The organism is Mycobacterium sp. IS-1556 (assembly GCF_001499985.1).
Classification (GTDB): Bacteria; Actinomycetota; Actinomycetes; order Mycobacteriales; family Mycobacteriaceae; genus Mycobacterium.
The window spans coordinates 155,612-173,502 of record NZ_LQIM01000040.1; the positions used below are offsets into that span (position 1 = coordinate 155,612).

Below are 17,891 nucleotides of genomic sequence, written 5' to 3' on the forward strand. Positions count from 1 at the left end.
GCCGATGGTGTCGGCCAATTGACGTCAGGTCAGGGGGGCCGGTGTCGGGTAACTTCTAGGCCATGGAGGTTGATCCTGAGATCCTGAAGGCGTTCGCCGGTCAAGTCGATACGGCGTCATCGCTGATCCGTGAAGCTGACGTCGGCAACAAGGTGTCCGATGCCGCTGACGGCTTACCCGGTTCCACTACTCAGTGGGCTGCACGACTGGTCGGTGGGCATGTGACAGAGCGGGCCGACGCGATAGCCGCGAATGTCAGCAGGATCGGCGCGGCGGTCCGCGGTGCGGGCAACACCTACGAGGTGACCGACTCCGACCTTGCGGGAAATTTCAAGGGGATCTTCTAACCGGTGCTCCCATCTCGTTCGCGCCTCGAGGGCTGGAACCCTGACTCGCTAACTTTCACGGGCTCGACGGTCATGACGAGCGGTGAATCCGTGGAACAGGCTGTCGACCGCATCAGCAACAACCTCAAGATCATGCCCGAGACCAAGGCGTGGTCCGGTGAGGCGCACGACGCGGCCTCGGGCATGTTCGACCGCGCGCACCAGACAGCCGCAGAGTTCAGCGACTACACCACCGCGATCGCTGGTGCCCTCAGAGAAGGCGCCACCACTATCGGTGCTGCCCGAAAAGCGCTGCTGGACAAAGCTGACGATATCGACCGCGGCCCACTTAGCGTGTCGGAGGGATGGGTGGTGTTGATCGATCCGGGCTCTCAAACTGCCGACCAGATCGCCCAGCTGATGAATCAAGTCGCGACCGAACAGGCCGCCGTCAACGAGTTGTTGGTGGCCGTCGGCGACGCCGACACGACCACAGCCGACAAGGTGGTGGCCGTGGCAAAGCCGTTCGGTTTCGCGCCTCCTGACACCGGCGGACTGCCTGGCATGATGGCTCCCGGCGCGCAGCGACCGGCAGACGACGTCCCGGATCCTCGCGACCCGCTTGGGCTCATGCAACAAGCGACCGTGCGCGGTGAGGAGATGGCCATGACTGTCCGCGAGACAACATCGCGGTACAACGACGAAGGCCATTTCGAAAAGACTTTGCTCATGCAGGACGGAAGCAGGCATGTCATCACCGAGTACAAGCCCGATTACAAGAACGGCGTCCCCGACATGACAACCGATGACCACTACGACGCCGACGGCAATCTGATCTCGTGGACTAGCTCGACACGCACGCCGCGGGGTTACAAGAAGACCATCATGAACTGGGCGGACGGGACACAGTACGTCATCGACGAAACGCCGGAAGGCGTGCGCAATGGAGCTTTCACCTTGCCTGACGGCCGACCTGGCGTTCTCCCGCCCGATAGCCCCCTGCTCGTGCAGACCGTCCCCGACCGCATTGGAGATGTCCTGACTGGCTTGGAAACGCACATCGATCGCGGCGGCAAGATCCCGATGCTCTCGATGGACGCAGTGGAGAAGGTCGGGGCCGGCGCCAAGTACGGCGGACCAGCCCTGGGTGTGATGTCAGCGATGTACGACTTCCTCGCGGCGCCGACTCCCGCCGACAAATGTGTTTCGGTCTTCGCAGGCACCTTCGCGCTCGCCGGCAATGCCGGTGGTGCGGCGGGCGGGGCAATTGCCGGCGGCGCAATACCCGTCATCGGTCCTGTGGCCGCTCCGGCACTTGCCGTCGGCGGGTCAGTGGCTGCCGGCGCGTGGATGAAGTCCGTCGGCACCAAGGTTGGCGAGGTGTTGTGCGGAGCATGAAGGCACTGCCCCCACCGCCAAACTGGGACAAAGGTCTGTCCGTCTTGGGGAAGCTCGGGCTTCTGATCGTCGGGGGCGGCGTTGTTTACGGCTTGGCTCAAACGGTGGTCGCGCTGCAGCGTGGCTCCGCCCTCGCTGCGCTGACTGCTGGCGGAATGACTGTGTTTTTCGCTGGATTCGCCGCCACGCTCGCGACGACCTTTTTCAGCTCACCCGCACGGTTTGCTTCCTCTGATGGTCGCGGAACGACGGTGCGTATCAATCCCTTGATCGTCTGGTGCTACGGGGTCGCCTCTGTCGGCGGTGCGGTCGGATCGGCTTGCTACGTCGCGTTTGTTTCACGAGGAGTTGCAGAGCTACCTTTCACCACGCCAGGGCCGGATACCGTCACCCGATACTTGATGATCAGCCTGCTGGTGCTCTCACTGACTGGACTGGCGGCGATACTCAGGCGCCCCGGGGCGGCCTACTTACGCATCGGACCCGACGGAGTCGAAAACGCTGACATCTTGCGAACCCGCAATGCGCGATGGGCTGACATCGTAGATATCACCGATATGGCCGACAAGCGGACCCGAAACCCAATTGTTCTCGTGCTCAACGACGCCCAGTCAATCGTCGTACCAAACGCCGACCGCTACGAGCCCGACTTCGGGCCGCTGTACTGGATGGTCCGCCACTACTGGAAGCATCCGGAAGACCGCGACGAACTCACGGACGGACGCGCGCTCGAGCGGCTGCGCAACGCGCAGTTCGTCCCCGAGTAGCCGCCGAATCTGAACATACGCGCGATAATCTGCCGAAATCGCATGTCATAACTTCAGTTTCGGCCGAGCGCCTACTCCCCCGACGAGAGCTGGAACTCGACCATCGCGGTCACGGTCTCCACGGCGTCGCTGAGCGACGCGAGCCGCTCGGCAGCAGAAGGCGCCGCCAGCACCGCATAGCGGTCTGCCTGGCCCATCGGCAGCCGAGACGCCAACGCGTACAACCACTTACCAGCGTCATCGGAGGCATCGGCTCCTCTCACGATGTCGCGGGCGTCGACCTCGGCGCCGCGGGCGGCGGCGATGCGTTCGAACAATGCGACGATGCGGTCCTCGACATCACGGATCGCATCCACCTCGACGGGGTCGCCCGGTGCGTCCGGCCACGGCTCGACCGCGGCGCGCGGGTACGGATCGTCGGGTTGCCACTCGATCACCCGGATACGTTCGCCCATCATGCATTTCAACCGATATCGGCCATCGCCGAAGTCTGCGACCTCCGCGATGTGCGCGAGTGCACCGATGTCGCTGCGGGTGTCCCCGCCGCCGACCTCCCGGCCCGCCGCAATCAGCACCACGCCGAACGCCGGGTCCGACTCCGCCAGACAGTCCGAAACCAGCGCACTGTAACGGGGTTCGAAGATGCGCAGCGGGAGTTCCTCGCCGGGCAGCATGGCCACCTGCAGCGGGAACATCGGGATTGCCGGCACGTCAGATGTCCAGTTCGGCGACCAGGGCGTCGACCACCGCACGCAAGTCACCGTCGTGCTCCTCGGCGACGCGGCGTTGCCGTTGATACGACGCGCCGGAGGTGTAGATGTCGGCGACGCGCCTCAGTTCGTCGGCACAGTGCAGCGACGCGGCCACCGGTTCGAGCCGGTTCAGCAACTCGTCCAGATCCTCGGTCACCAGCCGCTCGTTGCTGTCGGCATCCTGGATGATGATCGCGTCCAACCCGTATCGCGCCGCGCGCCACTTGTTTTCCTGCACATGCCACGGCGGCATGGTGGGCAGCGACTCACCCGCGTCCAGGCGCCGGTCGAGGTCGACGACCAGACAATGCGTCAGCGCCACCAGCGCACTCAGCTCGCGCAGATTGGACACACCGTCGAAGACTCGCACCTCCACCGTGCCGATGTGCGGGGAAGGCCGGATATCCCAACGGATTTCGTTCATGTGGTCGATGATGCCGGTCTTCTTCTGGTCGTATACGAAGCGTTCCCACTCCGCCCATGTCTGGAAGTGGAACGGCAGCCCGGCCGTCGGCAACTGCTGGAACATCATCGCCCGGTTGGAGGCGTAACCGGTGTCCTCACCGTCCCAGAACGGCGACGACGCCGACAACGCCAGCAGGTGCGGGTAGTGGTTGAGCAGCGAGGTGTTGATCGCCATTACCTTGTGCGCCGACCGAACTCCCACGTGCACATGCACGCCCCAGATCAGCATCTGCCTGCCCCACCACTGGGTCCGTTTGATCAGTTCGGCGTAGCGCGGGGCGTCGGTGAGGCTGCCCGGCGACCATTTCGCGAACGGATGCGTGCCGGCGCAGAACAGGTCCATGCCGCGGTTGCGGACGATCTGGCGGGCGGTCCCCAGCGTCGAGCGCAGGTCGTCCATCGCCTCGGGCACCGAATCGCAGATCCCCGTGACGAACTCGACCGTGTTGCGCAGCAGCTCTTTGTGCACGCGCGGGTTGTCGCCGAGTTCTTCGATGACCGCGGCCGCCCCGTTGCTCAAATCACGCGTCGTGGCGTCGACGAGGGCGAACTCCCACTCCACCCCGACGGTCGGCCGAGGCGAGCCGGCGAAGTCGATGCGGCTGTTAGCCGGTACCGATAACACCGCATGCCACCCGCGAGCCGGCGTCACCGGTCGCCAGAGTGGCCGCGTCCGGTGGCGGATCACCGTTGACCTGCTGGTAGCGCTCCGGCGGGATGTTGGCGAAATTGTCCGCCTTCTCGTGGATGATGATCGCCGTTCCCGCGCCCCCGGTGAGTTCCTCGGCGGTGAACGCGTCGGTCGTCGTCACCAACTTCGCCGAACCGTCCTCGCGGACCTGCAGTGACGACAGGTCACCACTGGCCGGGTGCCCGCTGTGCCCGGGCACCTGGAAGTGTCCGCCCGCGGAGTTGAAGTTCCCGGGTGCGCCGCCGGTGGGCGCGACCGAGTTGGCCTCGCACTTGCCGACCTGGTGAATGTGCATGCCGTGGAAGCCGGGCGTGAGCTCACCGGGTGTCGTCGTCTCCACGGTGACCGTGGCATAGCCGCCGCTGAACTGGATGTCGGCCTTGGCGACCGGGGTGCCGTCAGCCATTTTCAGTTCGGCCGTGAGTTTCTCGCCGCCGGGCTGACCTTCGCCCTGGCCTTCGCCGTGACCGCCGCTTCCCTCACCCGGCGGCGCCGCGGGCGCTGGAGAACCGGTCCAGACGGACGGTGTCGTGCCGGGCGCGCTGCTGGGTTGTTCGGGTGCGGCGCAGGCGCTCAACGCGAGAGCGGGGACGGAGAACAAGGCAGCAGCGGCGACGGTCTTGAACATGCGCAAGAGCCTAACCGGTGACCACCACGACGACACCCGGCGGTTGCTCGGCGAGCCCGGGCACCCGCGGTTCGACGGGCGCCTCGAGCAGTCGGCCCACCTCTTCGGCGGCCTCGCGCTCGCCGGGGGCGTCACTGAAGTACACGGTGGTGGCGGTCACCTCCGGCAGTTCCAGGTTGCCGGTCTCGGTGACGTTCCAGCCGGCCTCGCGCAACCGGTTGGCCGCCTCCTCGGCCGCGCCCTGCACCGTCGAGATGTTGAAGACGCGGACTTCGGCCTTTTCCGGGGCCGCCGGTGTGCTCGTCGGCGTGCTGGTCGTCGTCGTTGTGGCCAGCGGCGCCTGAGCGTCGTCGTCGTCGCTGTCGGAACCCATCGCCTGAAACGCCACCAACAGGAACACCACGCCGAGAAAGAGCAGCACCATCACCATGGCGCGCAGTGGCAACCCGGACGAGTCTCGCTGGTTCATTGCGCCCACCTTATCGAGCGGGCCACGGGGCCCGGGAAACTCAGGTGACGTCGAAGCCGAGACGGCGCGCCGCCCGGGCCTTCTGCCGGCTGGCCCGCAGCCGTCGCAACCGTTTGACCAGCATCGGGTCCGCCGCGAGCGCCTCAGGCCGGTCGACCAACGCGTTCAGCACCTGGTAGTAGCGGGTCGCCGACATGGAGAACAGTTCCCTGATGGCGTCTTCCTTGGAGCCCGCGTACTTCCACCACTGCCGTTCGAACGCGAGAATGTCGTGCTCGCGCCGGGTCAGCCCGTCGGAGAGTTCGGAGTTGTCCCCGGATTGCTCAGTCCGCGCGATCGCGCCGTCCATCTGGCTTTTGGACCCTTCCGACAACTTGAATGACATCGCTGTGGTTCGGCGCTCATTCAACCACGGGTTTGGTTGATGAGCCGTCCGACATGCCCGCGAGTCGGCTCATTAAGCTTTCCGAGCATGGCAGTCGTTCCGATCCGCATCGTAGGAGATCCCGTCCTGCACACCGCCACCGAGCCGGTGCCTGTCGGGGACGACGGTTCGCTGCCCGCCGATGTCGCGGACTTGATCGCCGACCTCTACGACACGATGGACGCCGCGAACGGGGTCGGTCTGGCCGCGAATCAGATCGGGGTCGCCAAGCGGGTGTTCGTCTACGACTGCGCGGAGGTGCGGGGCCGCATCACCCGTCGCCGCGGCGTGGTCGTCAACCCGGTGCTGGAAACCTCCGAGGTGCCCGAGACCATGCCCGATCCGGACGACGACGACGAGGGTTGCCTTTCGGTGCCGGGCGAGTCGTTCCCGACGGGGCGGGCCACCTGGGCGCGGGTGACCGGCCTTGACGCCGACGGCACGCCGATCACCATCGAGGGAACCGACCTGTTCGCCCGGATGTTGCAGCACGAGACCGGCCACCTCGACGGCTTTCTGTATCTGGACCGGTTGGTCGGCAGGCACGCGCGCAGCGCCAAACGCACGGTGAAGTCGCACGGCTGGGGTGTGCCGGGCTTGTCGTGGCTGCCCGGTAAGGATCCGGATCCGTTCGGGCACTGATGCAATTACCTCCGGCCGGAGTTCGGGTGATGATCCGCTACCGGCTGCCCGCGGGTTCGGAACCGCCGCTCAACGACGTGGTCGGCCACCTTTTGGAGACCGGTCCGACGCTGAGGGTGCGCACCAAACACGGCGACACCGTGTCCGTCGACGCCGACGACGTGGTCGTCATCAAGGAACTGCCGCCGGCGACCGTGCGCACCGCCGACATCCGCAACCTCGAACACGCGGCGGCGCTGGCATGGCCGGGGATCGAACGACGATGGGTCCGCGGGTGGCTCCTGCGCGCCGCCGGCGGCCACACCCATCGCGCCAATTCCGCTGTGCCGCTAGGTTTCGAAGCGGACGCCTCGGCACTATCCGAAATCGCCGACTGGTACGGCGAGCGCGGACTGACGCCGTGGTTGTCGGTTCCGGACCGGCTATACCGGCTCGCCGATGCCCCGCCGCACCTCGAGACCGTTGTCATGGCGCGCGACATCAGCGCCGAAAACTGCTCTCCGACAGTGCTTCTCGGTGCCATACCGAATCCCGAGTGGCTAGCGCTGTATTCACGCGACGTGCCGGTCGACGTGTTGACTGCGGTCGTGGACGGCGAGGTCACGTTCGCGACGATCCCCGGTGCGGCGGTCGGCCGGGCCGCGGTGACAACTGCACCCGACGGCCGGCGCTGGGTGGGATTGTCGGCGGTGCGGGTGGCCGAGACAGCGCGCGGACGGGGCATGGCGCGGCAACTGTGTTCGGCGCTGCTGGGCTGGGGCGCCGAGCATGGCGCGGCTCGCGGCTACGTGCAGGTGCTGGCCGACAATGCGGCGGCCATTCGACTTTACGAGTCGATCGGGTTCGCGGTGCAGCACCGAAGCCGCTATATCGACGCTCGTAGCCTGTAGGCCATGCGGATCGCCACCTGGAACGTCAACTCGATCCGGGCCCGGGTCGAGCGGGTCACCGACTGGCTCGAGCGGGCCGACGTCGACGTGCTGGCGATGCAAGAGACCAAGTGCAGCGACGAGCAGTTTCCGACGATGCCGTTTCTCGCCGCCGGTTACGAGGTGACGCACTGCGGCTTCAACCAGTGGAACGGGGTGGCGATCGCGTCCCGGGTGGGAATCGACGACGTGCAGGTCGGTTTCGAGGGGCAACCGACCTGGAGCGACAAACCCGAAGTGGAAGCGGCGGCCGAAGCTCGAGCGCTCGGCGCCACGTGCAACGGCGTCCGGGTGTGGAGCCTGTATGTGCCCAACGGCCGGTACGTCGGCTCGCCGCACTACTTGTACAAGCTGCAATGGCTTGCGGCGCTGCGTGATACGGCACACAAGTGGTTGTCAGACGATCCCGCCGCGCAGATCGCGCTCGTCGGGGACTGGAACATCGCGCCGACCGACGAGGACGTGTGGAGCGTCGACTTCTACCGCGGCAGTACCCATGTCACCGAGCCGGAACGCGAGGCGTTCGACGCGGTGGTCGAGGCCGGGTTCACCGATGTGGTGCGGCCGTTCGCGCCGGGCCCAGCGGTCTACACGTACTGGGACTACACCCAGTTACGGTTCCCGAAGAACCGCGGGATGCGCATCGACTTCGTCCTCGGCTCGCCCGCGCTCGCGGCGCGCGTCACGCATGCCGAGATCGTCCGGGACGAACGCAAGAGCGGAAAGGACCGCATCGGCGCGCCCAGTGATCACGCCCCGGTGCTGATCGAGTTCTCCTGACGGAGATTTGTCAGACCGGTTCACCGCACTAACTCGCCCGCTGGTAGCGCGCCGCGGTGGCCTTGGTGATTGCTCTGCGCTCGGTCAACGTCGACCCCACCCACTGGGCGTATGCGCGCAATTTCAATGACGCAACGAATACCCATTCGCGCACATTTCAGATGAGTCAACGCGCTCGCCGAGCATGCCCCACCGGCGCCCGACGTCGAATACGTCGGCAACGGCCGACGCCGCGGCCCACGCCCCGAAAAAAGCAAACCGTCACCGATGTCCTGACACAGAACTGTCACCGATGTCCTGAGACATCACAGAAATTTGTCAGACCGGCCTGACATAATCGAACACATGTTCGATACAATCGGTCCGGACGCAGCAATCGCCGCGATAGAGGCGAGCCTGCGCCAGGAGTCGACGCTGATGGCGCACCGGATGGCCGCCATCGCCGCCCTGCTGGCTTCCCGCACGGCCGAGGCCGAAGGCATCGACCCTGATCCCGGCTGGTCGATGGTGACCGGATTCGCTCGGACGTCGGCTGAGATAGCAGCCGCGATGAACATGGCTCCGTCGGTCGCGAGTCGACTGGTGTCGCACGCGGAGTCTCTCGTCACCCGCCTACCGAAACTCGCGAGGCTGCTCGAACAGGGCGCCGTCGACTGGACAACCACACAGCTGATCATCACGCGTACCGAGTTGGTCTGCGACTCACTGATCGGCCGGATCGACGAGGCAATGGCGGAACGGCTCGCGCGGTGGCAGACGTGGTCGCGCCGGCGCGTTAAGGACGTGGTGGACAGGTTGGTGTGCGAGATCGACCCAGAGGCCGCCAAGGAACGGCGCGCATCGTCTGAGCGCGACCGTTACATCAGCGTTTCGCCTCAAATCGACGGGACGGCTCAGCTGCGCGGACGCATCAGCGCGAGGGCCGGGGCGGCCTTCGACCGACGGCTCTCACAGCTCGCTATGTCGGTGTGCGCGAACGACTCCCGCACCGTCGCTCAGCGGCGCGCCGATGCGCTGGACGCACTCACCGAGGGGCGCGGTCTGCCATGCGACTGCGGCCGGTCGGATTGCCCCGCCCGCCCGGAGGAAGGGGCGCAGTCCTCGCGAGTCGCCACGGTGCTCAACATCATCGCAAGGGAGGAAACGGTCGTCGGCGAATCAGACCAGCCCGGATACCTGGAGGGCTTCGGCGTCATCGACGCCGATTTGGTGCGCGAGATCGCCGAGACAGCGACGATGCGCCCGCTCGAGCCGCCCATCGTCACTCCCGAGCAGTCGGTGCGGTACCAACCCTCGGCCGAGGTCAACCGCTGGGTCCGCTTCCGCGACCTGACGTGCCGGTTCCCCGGATGCGACCGACAGGCCGCCATCTGCGACCTCGACCACACGACACCGTTCAATCACGCCGACCCGGCCGCCGGCGGGTTGACCGTTCCGTGGGGCTTGGCCGACTACTGCCGAGAACATCACCGCATGAAGACATTCCACGGCGGTCCCGACGGGTGGCGTGACGAACAACTGTCCGACGGGACGATCGTCTGGACGTCACCGACGGGCAGGACCTATCGGACCTCCCCTGCCGGGTTCGACCTCTTCCCGCAGATGCGACCCGCGTGCGCAGAGCCGACGCCTCGCAAGCGAAACCACAAGCGGGAGAGGGCCACCCGAATCAAGCGGCTGCGGGCCCAGTTGGCAACTCAGCGGCCGATCAACGCCGAACAGCGCCGCAGGCTCCGGGAGCGACGACGTGAGATCGAGGGACGTCAATGGCGCAATCGATCACGCTTCCTGAAAATCGTCTTCAAAGGCACGGCCCCGAGCACCAGCCCGTGGTGCCGCTGGATCGACGATCCGTTCGAGCCCGAAGACCTGCCACCCGACTGGGAACCGCCACCTCCACCGCCGCCCGGTCCGGACGAACCGCCGTTCTGACGCTTCCTACTCCCGACCGGCTGCGCTAACGTGGCTGGCGTCCACACACGGGAGCGCACACCAGTGCGCTGAGAGGACGGGTGGGCCCGTCGACCGTACGAACCTGACCGGGTAATGCCGGCGTAGGGAGAAATTCAAGATGACGCATGTCACCGTCAATCCGTCCGTGACCACCGGCCCCATCGAGGGCAGCACCAAGATCTATCGCGACGTCGACGGTGTGCCGGGCGCGAAGGTGCCGTTCCGCCGGGTGAACCTGTCCAACGGTGAGCACCTGGACCTGTACGACACCTCCGGCCCGTACACCGACCCCGCGGCGAGCCTCGACCTGCATGCGGGCCTACCGCCGAGACCCGGCGTGACGCGCGACCGCGGCACGCAATTGCAGCGGGCCCGTGCCGGCGAGATCACCGCCGAAATGGCGTTCATCGCCGAACGCGAGGGCGTGGCCGCCGAGTTGGTGCGTGACGAGGTGGCTCGCGGTCGTGCCGTGATCCCCGCCAACCATCACCATCCCGAGAGCGAGCCGATGATCATCGGCAAGGCCTTCGGGGTGAAAGTCAATGCCAATATCGGTAATTCGGCAGTGACAAGTTCAATCGCCGAAGAGGTCGACAAGATGGTGTGGGCGACGCGATGGGGTGCCGACACGATCATGGACCTGTCCACCGGCCGCGACATCCACACCACGCGCGAGTGGATCCTGCGCAACTCTCCGGTGCCGGTCGGAACCGTGCCGATCTACCAGGCGCTGGAAAAAGTCAACGGCGATCCCGCCGAATTGACCTGGGAACTGTACCGCGACACCGTGATCGAGCAGTGCGAACAGGGTGTCGACTACATGACCGTGCACGCCGGTGTGCTGCTGCGCTATGTGCCCCTGACGGCCAAGCGCGTCACCGGCATCGTCAGTCGCGGCGGTTCCATCATGGCTGCCTGGTGCCTGGCGCATCACCGGGAATCGTTCCTCTACACCCATTTCGATGAGCTGTGCGAGATACTGCAGCGTTACGACGTGACGTTCTCGCTCGGCGACGGCCTGCGGCCCGGCTCGATCGCCGACGCCAACGACGCGGCCCAGTTCGCCGAGCTGCGTACCCTCGGCGAACTCACCAAGGTCGCGAAATCGCATGGCGTGCAGGTGATGATCGAGGGACCCGGTCACGTGCCGATGCACAAGATCGTCGAGAACGTGCGCCTGGAAGAGGAGTGGTGCGAGGAGGCGCCGTTCTACACGCTGGGGCCGTTGGCCACCGACATCGCTCCCGCCTACGACCACATCACCAGCGCCATCGGCGCGGCGATCATCGCCCAGGCGGGCACCGCGATGCTGTGTTACGTCACGCCGAAGGAACACCTCGGTCTGCCCGACCGCAAGGACGTCAAGGACGGCGTGATCGCCTACAAGATCGCCGCGCATGCCGCCGATCTCGCCAAGGGCCACCCACGCGCGCAGGAACGTGACGACGCCCTGTCGCGCGCACGCTTCGAGTTCCGGTGGAACGACCAGTTCGCACTGTCGCTGGATCCCGACACCGCGCGCGCGTTCCACGACGAGACGCTGCCGGCCGAGCCGGCGAAGACCGCCCACTTCTGCTCGATGTGCGGGCCGAAGTTCTGCTCCATGCGGATCACGCAGGACGTCCGCGATTACGCCGCCAAGCACGGACTCGAGACCGAAGAAGACATCGAGGCCGCACTTTCGAAGGGCATGGCCGAGAAGTCGCGCGAGTTCGCCGAACACGGCAACCGCGTGTACCTCCCGCTGGCATGACCTACCTGCCGCTGCCCGAACCGGGTACCACACCGGTGCGAGTGATGACGATCGCCGGATCCGATTCGGGCGGCGGCGCGGGCATCCAGGCCGACATGCGCACGTTCGCCCTGTTGGGCGTGCACAGTCTCGTCGCGGTCACCGCGGTGACGGTGCAGAACTCGATGGGCGTCAAGGGTTTTCACGAGGTCCCGCTCGACGTCATCGCCGGACAGATCGAGGCGGTGGCGTCCGACATCGGTGTGCAAGCCGCCAAGACGGGGATGCTGGCGTCTTCGGACATCATCGACACCATCGCCGACGTGTGGCGCCGGCAGGGCCTCGCGGGCGCGGTACCCCTGGTGGTGGACCCGGTGTGCGCCTCGATGCACGGCGATCCGCTGTTGCATCCCAGTGCCCTGGATTCCCTGAGGACACAACTGTTTCCGCTCGCGACGCTGGTCACCCCGAACCTCGACGAGGTGCGCCTGCTGGTCGGGATCGATGTCGTCGACGACGCCACGCAGCGTGAGGCCGCCCGCGCGCTGCACGCCCTCGGACCGCAGTGGGCGCTGGTCAAGGGCGGGCACCTGCGCACGTCGACGCGGAGCCCGGACCTGCTGTTCGACGGCGCCGACTTCCACGAGTTCGAGGCCACACGTATCGACACCGGACATGACCACGGCGCCGGCGACACGTTGGCCGCCGCCGTCGCCAGCGCACTGGCCCACGGATATCCGATGCCCGATGCCGTAGCGTTCGGCAAGCGCTGGGTCACCGAATGTCTGCGCGCCGCTTACCCGTTGGGCCACGGCCACGGCCCGGTGTCCGCACTCTTCAGGCTGACCGAGTGAACCTCGAGCAGATCGCGGGCATCGCCCACACACCCGATGGTGCTCCCGCGGGCGTCGTCGTCCTCACCCATGGTGCAGGCGGCAGCCGAGAGGCGCCGCTACTCAAGAAGATCTGCGATGAGTGGGCCCGCCGCGGGTGGCTTGCAGTGCGGTACAACCTGCCGTACCGACGGCGCCGACCGAAGGGGCCGCCGTCCGGATCCGCCAAGGCCGACCAGGCCGGGGTGGTCGAGGCCATCGGTGTCGCTCGTGAACTGGCCGACGGTCCGGTCATCGCCGGCGGGCACTCGTACGGCGGCAGGATGACGTCGATGGCGATCGCCGAAGCGCTCGCCGACATCGACGTGCTGACGCTGTTCTCCTATCCGCTGCATCCGCCCGGCAAGCCGGAACGTGCCCGCACCGAACACCTCCCGCGCATCGCGACACCGACGGTGTTCACCCACGGCACCGCCGACCCGTTCGGTTCGATCGACGAGCTGCGGCCGGCCGCCGCGTTGATCGACGCACGCACCGAGGTCGTGGAGATCACCGGCGCCCGGCACGACCTGGGCTCCAAGACCCTCGATGTGCCCGCGCTCGCGGTCGACGCCGCGATACGGTTGCTCGCGTGACCACGCCGCCGGGCCCGCCCCCGCCGTACGGACCGCCGCCGTCGCCCTACGGCGAGCAGCCCAACCCGTACCCGCCGCCCGAATCCCCGTACCCGCCGCCACCGGCGGCTCCGTACCCGCCGCCGCCACCGCCTCCGTATTCGGACCAGGGACCGGGCTACTACCCACCGCCCCAGCAGCGGCCGACGAACTGGTGGGCCATCGTCGCGCTGATCTTCGGGCTGCTCGGCGGCGTGGTGATCAGCGTGGTCTGCGGCATCGTCGGCTTGAAGAAGGCCAAGGAGGGCCAGGGCGGCCGGGGTCTGGCGATCGCGGGGCTGGTGCTGTCGGCGCTGTGGGTGCTGGTGATCGTCGCAGGCCTGCTGTTCTATTTCATGATCAGCGAGGACACCGTGACCGCGACCGAAGTGAGGCAGGGCGACTGCCTCGCCGAGATCCCGGGCGACACGCGGGTGCGCACCGTGCAGACCGTCGGGTGCGACGAGAGCCACGCCGGTGAGGTGTTCGCGGTGCTGCAGATGCCCGACGGCGATTTCCCGGGCCAAGCCGCGATCGACGCCTACGCCGAGAAGTGCGCCCCCGAACTGGCGGCCTACTCACCCGCGGCGATGACCGACGATTCGGTCCAGTTGTATGTGCTTTATCCCACAGCCGAGACGTGGGCCGAGGGTGATCGCGCCGTCACCTGCGTTGCGACGCTGGATCCGCCGCGTACCGGTTCGATAAAGGGGTAAGCCCGAACCCGTAAGTGTGTGGTACCTGAGGTACCGTTTTTACATGACTTCGGAACAATTCGACGCCGTCATCATCGGCGCCGGTTTCGGTGGCATCGGCGCGGCTATCCAGCTCAAGCGGATGGGCTACGAGAATTTCGTGATCGTCGACCGCGAGTCCGATCTCGGCGGCACCTGGTACGTCAACCACTATCCCGGTCTCGCCGTGGACGTTCCCACCACAAGTTACTCGTACAACTTCGAACCCAACCCGAAGTGGTCGCGGATCTACTCGACCGGCGCGGAGATCAGGCAGTACGCCAACGAGGTCGCCGACAAGTACGACGTCCGCCGCCACATGCGCTTCGAGACCACCGTCGAGGGCGCCCGTTGGGATGAGGACGCCCGGGTCTGGAGCATTGCACTGAGGGGCGGCGAAACGCTCGTCGCCCGCTTTCTCATCACCGCGACCGGCTTCCTGTCGCAACCACGCCTGCCGGACATCCCCGGCATCGCCGACTTCGAGGGCAAAGTCATCCACACTGCCGCCTGGGACGACGACTACGACCCTGCCGGGCGCCGCGTCGCGATCATCGGCACCGGCTCCACCGCCGTTCAGCTGATCCCCGAGCTGGCCAAGACAGCCGGCGTCCTGACGGTTTATCAACGCACCGCGACCTACGTGTACCCCCGAATCGACTTCGGCTTGTCCGACCGTGCCAAGCGACTGTTCGCCAGGATCCCGCTGACCCAGCGGCTTGTCCGCGCCGTCACCGACGCCATCTACGAGTTCTTCGCTTACACGTCGCTGCACCATCGCCGGCTTCTCTTCCGCCGTCTCCTCGTCGGCGCGGGAGACGTCGACAAGATGTTCCGGTTCGCCTCGATCCGCGACAAGAAGCTTCGCGCCAAGCTCACGCCCGGCTATGACTTCGGCTGCAAGCGGCCGACATTCTCCAACAGCTACTACCGGACCTTCACCAAGCCGAACGTGAACCTGCAGGCCGACGGTATCGACCACATCGAAGCCGACGGCATCGTCAACGTCGACGGCACCAAGACGATCATCGACACTCTCGTCCTCGCCACCGGATACGACCTGTGGGAAGCAAACTTCCCCGCGATCGAGATCATCGGGCGTGAGGGCCGAGACCTCGGAAAGTGGTGGCGGGAAACCCGATTCCAGGCCTATCAAGGGATGTCGATGCCGTACTTCCCGAACTACCTCAGCCTGGCCAGCCCGTTCGCCTTCATCGGGTTCAACTTCTTCAACTCGGTGGAATATCAGATGCGGCACATGGAACGGCTGTTTGGTGAGATGAAGCGCCGCGGAGCAACGACATTCGAAATCACCGAGGATGCCAATGCCCGCGACCTGGCGCGGATGACCGAACTCAACGGCGACTCGGTGTTCACGAGAGGGAACTGCGTGGCATCCCGGTCCTACTATTTCAACCCGAGCGGCGAGGCGACGCTGCTGCGCCCGATGCGGACCCGTACCGCGTTCCAGGAGGCCGCCACGTTCCCGCTGAGCGACTACCGAATCGCGTGAGCAGATAGGAAGAGCAGCTGTGTCACTTCAGGAGTCGCGCAGCGGTTCGCGCGCGGCCACGTTGGCAGGTCTGGGCGTCGCCGCCACGGGTCTCGCGCACTTCGCCAAGCCAGAGCTGTTCGAGTCGGTGACCGTACAGGCGTTTCCCGACAACACCCGCGAGTACATCTACCTCAACGGCGCCATCGAGACCGCACTCGGACTCGGGCTGGCCATCCGCAAGACCCGCAAACTGGCGCTCGTCGGGGCTGTCGGTTACCTGGCCTACTTGGCGGGCAACGTGGCGCGTAACCGGTAGCGGCCGACCAGCGTCACGTCCAGCAGCCGCTGCAGGACCGCCCGGTTCTGCGGCGTGTTCGCGTATCGCATCAACCGGCCCATGTCGATCACCAGGGACATGGCCGCGTGCACGGCGAACCGGGCCTGACCCGGCGTCCACTCCGGCCGCACCGCAACCACCAACTCCATCCAGGACTCGACGGTGGCGCGCTGCATGTTGCGCAGGATCTTCTGGTCGGTCGGCGACATGTTGAGCCGCTCGGTGTAGTAAACGTAGTCGAGTTCGGGCTGCGCGAACGACCTGGCCACGTAGGCGTCGATGACCGCGCTCAGCGCGTCTTCGGGGTCCGCGATCGAACCGGTGATGGCCGTCATCTCCTCCGAGAGCCGATCGGCCGCGCGGCGGAACGCCGCCGCCAGAATGTCGCTCTTGCCGGCGAAGTAGCGGTAGATGCCCGACGCGGGCATGCCGACCGCCGCGGCGATGTCCTCCATGCTCGTGTCGCGGTACCCCTTGATGTTGAACAACCGCATCGACTCGTTGAGCAGCGCTTCGTATTTCGACGGCTCGGTACCCGTGGGAAGCGGCGCGGGCGGCTGCTCGGTGACAGGGTCGATGTCGGGCAGTTCCATCGCCACGACCGCTTGCGCTAGGTCGGCCAACAGCGCCCGCACCTGGACGGCGGGCAGCTTCGCTCGATGGTCGACGATGCTGCCGATGACCGACAACACGGCGATGGACAGCGTCCAGCGTTGCCGTGACGTCAGCTCCGGCCGCAGGACACCGAGCGGGTGTTGGATGCGGTGGTGGACGGTGCGCATCTGTGCGATGAGCGACGCCTGGTCGTCGCCGCGTAGATAACGGCCTTCCCAGCGATAGAGGCCACCCGATTCCCGATTCGCCATCGCGGTGTCGGTGAGCGCGGCGACCAACCGGCGCAGTTGCACTTGCGGATCCTCGGTCGCGGACCCGTCGGCGAACGCCGTGGCGTCTACCAGCTGTTGTCCCAGGCTCAGCACGGCATCGCGGAACAGGTCGTACTTGCTCGCGTAGTGCCGATACAGCGCGGCCGCCGAGATCCCTACCCGGGATGCGATCGCTTCCATGCTCACGCCGTAGAAGCCCAGCGCGCTGAACGCCTCGGCGGATGCGCGGGCGATCTGCGCCTTGCGGTCCTTCGGCCGGCGCCGGACCGCGTCACCGCTCGCCGGCCGAGTGCGCGACATGGCAACACGATAACGGACCAAGCGCCTACATATCGGCCCACTTCGGTTGCCAATAATGAGCGAACTTGCCCGATCAAGCAGAATGGCCATTAACATAAGGGCGTGTTCGGGGCGCTGCGCAAGATTCTGGGCTTTCAGGTCTCCATCGGCGAGCTGATCACGGTGGCGCTGGTCATCGGCACGCCGTATCTGCTCGTCGGCGTTTTCTGGTCCACCATGCACACCGAACATCTGCGGCAGATGGCGGGAGCCGACCTGGTCGTCTCGTATCTCGGGGCGATCGTATCCTGGCCGGTGCTGCTGTTCGCAGACGTCTGTATGACATGAACGGGGGAACAGGTTGTCTCAGCGACATCATCGACTCGCCTATACCGGCATCGTCGCCGGCGTCGTGCTGATCATCGGCTTGCTGGCGATGAACTTCCCGGTGTTTCTGGACAGCTACGACCAGTACGGCTGGCAGATCAAGTGCGGGACGGGTTACGTCACCAATCTCACCCAGGCGGCCGCGACCGTCGGTGAGGACAACTACGTCGAGCAGTGCGAGAACGCGCTGCTCGGCCGCCGGATGTGGACGATCTCGATGGTGGTGCTCGCCGGCGCGGTACTTCTCACCACCCTGGTCGCGGCCGCGACGACCTCCGCGCGCGAGTCGTTGCAGCCGCACCACAACGCCGCACCTCATTAAGGCCTGAA

The 17,891-nt window shown here is 66.2% G+C and carries 21 protein-coding genes and 1 riboswitch; of the genes, 15 read left to right on the forward strand and 6 right to left on the reverse strand.

Annotation, left to right across the window (positions count from 1 at the left end):
- Positions 1-62 precede the first annotated feature (62 nt).
- The 3 genes from AU187_RS22450 (at position 63) to AU187_RS25580 (ending at position 2,491) form a co-directional block, all read left to right on the forward strand.
- Complete coding sequence (locus tag AU187_RS22450) at positions 63-347, forward strand: type VII secretion target (protein ID WP_059099258.1); 285 nt, start codon at positions 63-65, stop codon at positions 345-347.
- A 90-nt stretch (positions 348-437) separates the two neighbouring features.
- The gene (locus AU187_RS22455) at positions 438-1,724 is read left to right on the forward strand and encodes a WXG100 family type VII secretion target (protein ID WP_156425468.1); all 1,287 of its coding nucleotides are present in this window, start codon (positions 438-440) and stop codon (positions 1,722-1,724) included.
- Positions 1,721-2,491: a hypothetical protein gene (locus tag AU187_RS25580; RefSeq protein ID WP_156425469.1), complete on the forward strand. Its 771-nt coding sequence runs from the start codon at positions 1,721-1,723 to the stop codon at positions 2,489-2,491. The genes AU187_RS22455 and AU187_RS25580 overlap by 4 nt, the downstream gene beginning before the upstream one ends.
- A 71-nt stretch (positions 2,492-2,562) precedes the next feature.
- Here the strand turns inward: AU187_RS25580 and AU187_RS22465 are convergent, their stop codons facing one another.
- Genes AU187_RS22465 through napA form a run of 5 tightly spaced genes read right to left on the reverse strand, consistent with a single transcriptional unit; the run spans position 2,563 to position 5,845 of the window.
- Positions 2,563-3,201: an LON peptidase substrate-binding domain-containing protein gene (locus AU187_RS22465; RefSeq protein ID WP_059167302.1), complete on the reverse strand. Its 639-nt coding sequence runs from the start codon at positions 3,199-3,201 to the stop codon at positions 2,563-2,565.
- A gap of 1 nt (position 3,202) precedes the next feature.
- A complete protein-coding gene (locus AU187_RS22470) occupies positions 3,203-4,333 on the reverse strand; it encodes a glutamate--cysteine ligase (RefSeq protein WP_059099262.1) in 1,131 nt (376 codons plus the stop codon).
- Entirely contained in the window at positions 4,314-5,027 is a 714-nt protein-coding gene (sodC, locus tag AU187_RS22475; protein WP_059099263.1) for a superoxide dismutase[Cu-Zn], read from the reverse strand. The genes AU187_RS22470 and sodC overlap by 20 nt, the downstream gene beginning before the upstream one ends.
- A gap of 10 nt (positions 5,028-5,037) precedes the next feature.
- Entirely contained in the window at positions 5,038-5,496 is a 459-nt protein-coding gene (locus AU187_RS22480) for a LytR C-terminal domain-containing protein (RefSeq protein ID WP_156425470.1), read from the reverse strand.
- A 40-nt stretch (positions 5,497-5,536) separates the two neighbouring features.
- Positions 5,537-5,845: a nucleoid-associated protein NapA gene (napA, locus tag AU187_RS22485; RefSeq protein WP_059099327.1), complete on the reverse strand. Its 309-nt coding sequence runs from the start codon at positions 5,843-5,845 to the stop codon at positions 5,537-5,539.
- Between the two features lie 123 nt (positions 5,846-5,968).
- Here napA and AU187_RS22490 point away from each other — a divergent pair, with 123 nt between their 5' ends.
- The 10 genes from AU187_RS22490 to AU187_RS22535 all read left to right on the forward strand — a co-directional run bounded on the left by AU187_RS22490 (position 5,969) and on the right by AU187_RS22535 (position 15,987).
- Positions 5,969-6,562, forward strand: a complete 594-nt coding sequence (locus AU187_RS22490) for a peptide deformylase (protein ID WP_059099265.1) — start codon at positions 5,969-5,971, stop codon at positions 6,560-6,562.
- A complete protein-coding gene (locus AU187_RS22495) occupies positions 6,562-7,452 on the forward strand; it encodes an N-acetylglutamate synthase, CG3035 family (protein ID WP_059099266.1) in 891 nt (296 codons plus the stop codon). Before AU187_RS22490 ends, AU187_RS22495 begins: the two co-directional genes overlap by 1 nt.
- A 3-nt stretch (positions 7,453-7,455) precedes the next feature.
- Positions 7,456-8,271, forward strand: coding sequence for an exodeoxyribonuclease III (locus AU187_RS22500; protein WP_059167303.1), 816 nt, complete (start codon positions 7,456-7,458; stop codon positions 8,269-8,271).
- A 345-nt stretch (positions 8,272-8,616) separates the two neighbouring features.
- Positions 8,617-10,203, forward strand: a complete 1,587-nt coding sequence (locus AU187_RS22505) for an HNH endonuclease signature motif containing protein (RefSeq protein ID WP_059099268.1) — start codon at positions 8,617-8,619, stop codon at positions 10,201-10,203.
- Positions 10,204-10,240: 37 nt separating this feature from the next.
- Positions 10,241-10,349, forward strand: a riboswitch (TPP riboswitch).
- Positions 10,343-11,977, forward strand: a complete 1,635-nt coding sequence (thiC, locus tag AU187_RS22510) for a phosphomethylpyrimidine synthase ThiC (protein ID WP_059099269.1) — start codon at positions 10,343-10,345, stop codon at positions 11,975-11,977. (Overlaps the previous riboswitch by 7 nt.)
- Positions 11,974-12,810, forward strand: a complete 837-nt coding sequence (gene thiD / locus AU187_RS22515; protein WP_059099270.1) for a bifunctional hydroxymethylpyrimidine kinase/phosphomethylpyrimidine kinase — start codon at positions 11,974-11,976, stop codon at positions 12,808-12,810. Before thiC ends, thiD begins: the two co-directional genes overlap by 4 nt.
- Positions 12,807-13,424, forward strand: coding sequence for an alpha/beta hydrolase family protein (locus AU187_RS22520; protein ID WP_059099271.1), 618 nt, complete (start codon positions 12,807-12,809; stop codon positions 13,422-13,424). The genes thiD and AU187_RS22520 overlap by 4 nt, the downstream gene beginning before the upstream one ends.
- The gene (locus AU187_RS25735) at positions 13,421-14,158 is read left to right on the forward strand and encodes a DUF4190 domain-containing protein (RefSeq protein WP_059099272.1); all 738 of its coding nucleotides are present in this window, start codon (positions 13,421-13,423) and stop codon (positions 14,156-14,158) included. The genes AU187_RS22520 and AU187_RS25735 overlap by 4 nt, the downstream gene beginning before the upstream one ends.
- Positions 14,159-14,201: 43 nt before the next feature.
- Positions 14,202-15,689, forward strand: coding sequence for a flavin-containing monooxygenase (locus tag AU187_RS22530; protein ID WP_059099328.1), 1,488 nt, complete (start codon positions 14,202-14,204; stop codon positions 15,687-15,689).
- Between the two features lie 19 nt (positions 15,690-15,708).
- Positions 15,709-15,987, forward strand: coding sequence for a DoxX-related protein (locus AU187_RS22535; RefSeq protein WP_059099273.1), 279 nt, complete (start codon positions 15,709-15,711; stop codon positions 15,985-15,987).
- Here the strand turns inward: AU187_RS22535 and AU187_RS22540 are convergent.
- Positions 15,954-17,195 carry a TetR/AcrR family transcriptional regulator gene (locus AU187_RS22540; RefSeq protein ID WP_059099274.1) on the reverse strand — a complete coding sequence of 414 codons (1,242 nt, stop codon included), beginning with the start codon at positions 17,193-17,195 and terminating at the stop codon, positions 15,954-15,956. The two genes, AU187_RS22535 and AU187_RS22540, sit on opposite strands and share 34 nt — an antisense overlap.
- Positions 17,196-17,297: 102 nt before the next feature.
- On the opposite strand from AU187_RS22540, the gene AU187_RS22545 reads away from it, so the two are divergent.
- Together AU187_RS22545 and AU187_RS22550 are read left to right on the forward strand one after the other, a co-directional pair.
- Complete coding sequence (locus tag AU187_RS22545; protein ID WP_059099275.1) at positions 17,298-17,522, forward strand: hypothetical protein; 225 nt, start codon at positions 17,298-17,300, stop codon at positions 17,520-17,522.
- A 13-nt stretch (positions 17,523-17,535) separates the two neighbouring features.
- Positions 17,536-17,883: a hypothetical protein gene (locus tag AU187_RS22550; RefSeq protein WP_059099276.1), complete on the forward strand. Its 348-nt coding sequence runs from the start codon at positions 17,536-17,538 to the stop codon at positions 17,881-17,883.
- Positions 17,884-17,891: the final 8 nt, after the last annotated feature.

Excerpts from the sequence above, each read along its gene's own strand:
- AU187_RS22450 (WP_059099258.1), top strand. The coding sequence starts at position 63 with ATGGAGGTTGATCCTGAGATCCTGAAGGCGTTCGCCGGTCAAGTCGAT.
- sodC (WP_059099263.1), bottom strand. The coding sequence starts at position 5,027 with ATGTTCAAGACCGTCGCCGCTGCTGCCTTGTTCTCCGTCCCCGCTCTC.
- AU187_RS22480 (WP_156425470.1), bottom strand. The coding sequence starts at position 5,496 with ATGAACCAGCGAGACTCGTCCGGGTTGCCACTGCGCGCCATGGTGATG.
- thiC (WP_059099269.1), top strand. The coding sequence starts at position 10,343 with ATGACGCATGTCACCGTCAATCCGTCCGTGACCACCGGCCCCATCGAG.
- AU187_RS25580 (WP_156425469.1), top strand. The coding sequence starts at position 1,721 with ATGAAGGCACTGCCCCCACCGCCAAACTGGGACAAAGGTCTGTCCGTC.
- AU187_RS22495 (WP_059099266.1), top strand. The coding sequence starts at position 6,562 with ATGCAATTACCTCCGGCCGGAGTTCGGGTGATGATCCGCTACCGGCTG.
- thiD (WP_059099270.1), top strand. The coding sequence starts at position 11,974 with ATGACCTACCTGCCGCTGCCCGAACCGGGTACCACACCGGTGCGAGTG.
- AU187_RS22500 (WP_059167303.1), top strand. The coding sequence starts at position 7,456 with ATGCGGATCGCCACCTGGAACGTCAACTCGATCCGGGCCCGGGTCGAG.
- napA (WP_059099327.1), bottom strand. The coding sequence starts at position 5,845 with ATGGACGGCGCGATCGCGCGGACTGAGCAATCCGGGGACAACTCCGAA.
- AU187_RS22490 (WP_059099265.1), top strand. The coding sequence starts at position 5,969 with ATGGCAGTCGTTCCGATCCGCATCGTAGGAGATCCCGTCCTGCACACC.
- AU187_RS22540 (WP_059099274.1), bottom strand. The coding sequence starts at position 17,195 with ATGTCGCGCACTCGGCCGGCGAGCGGTGACGCGGTCCGGCGCCGGCCG.
- AU187_RS22530 (WP_059099328.1), top strand. The coding sequence starts at position 14,202 with ATGACTTCGGAACAATTCGACGCCGTCATCATCGGCGCCGGTTTCGGT.
- AU187_RS22505 (WP_059099268.1), top strand. The coding sequence starts at position 8,617 with ATGTTCGATACAATCGGTCCGGACGCAGCAATCGCCGCGATAGAGGCG.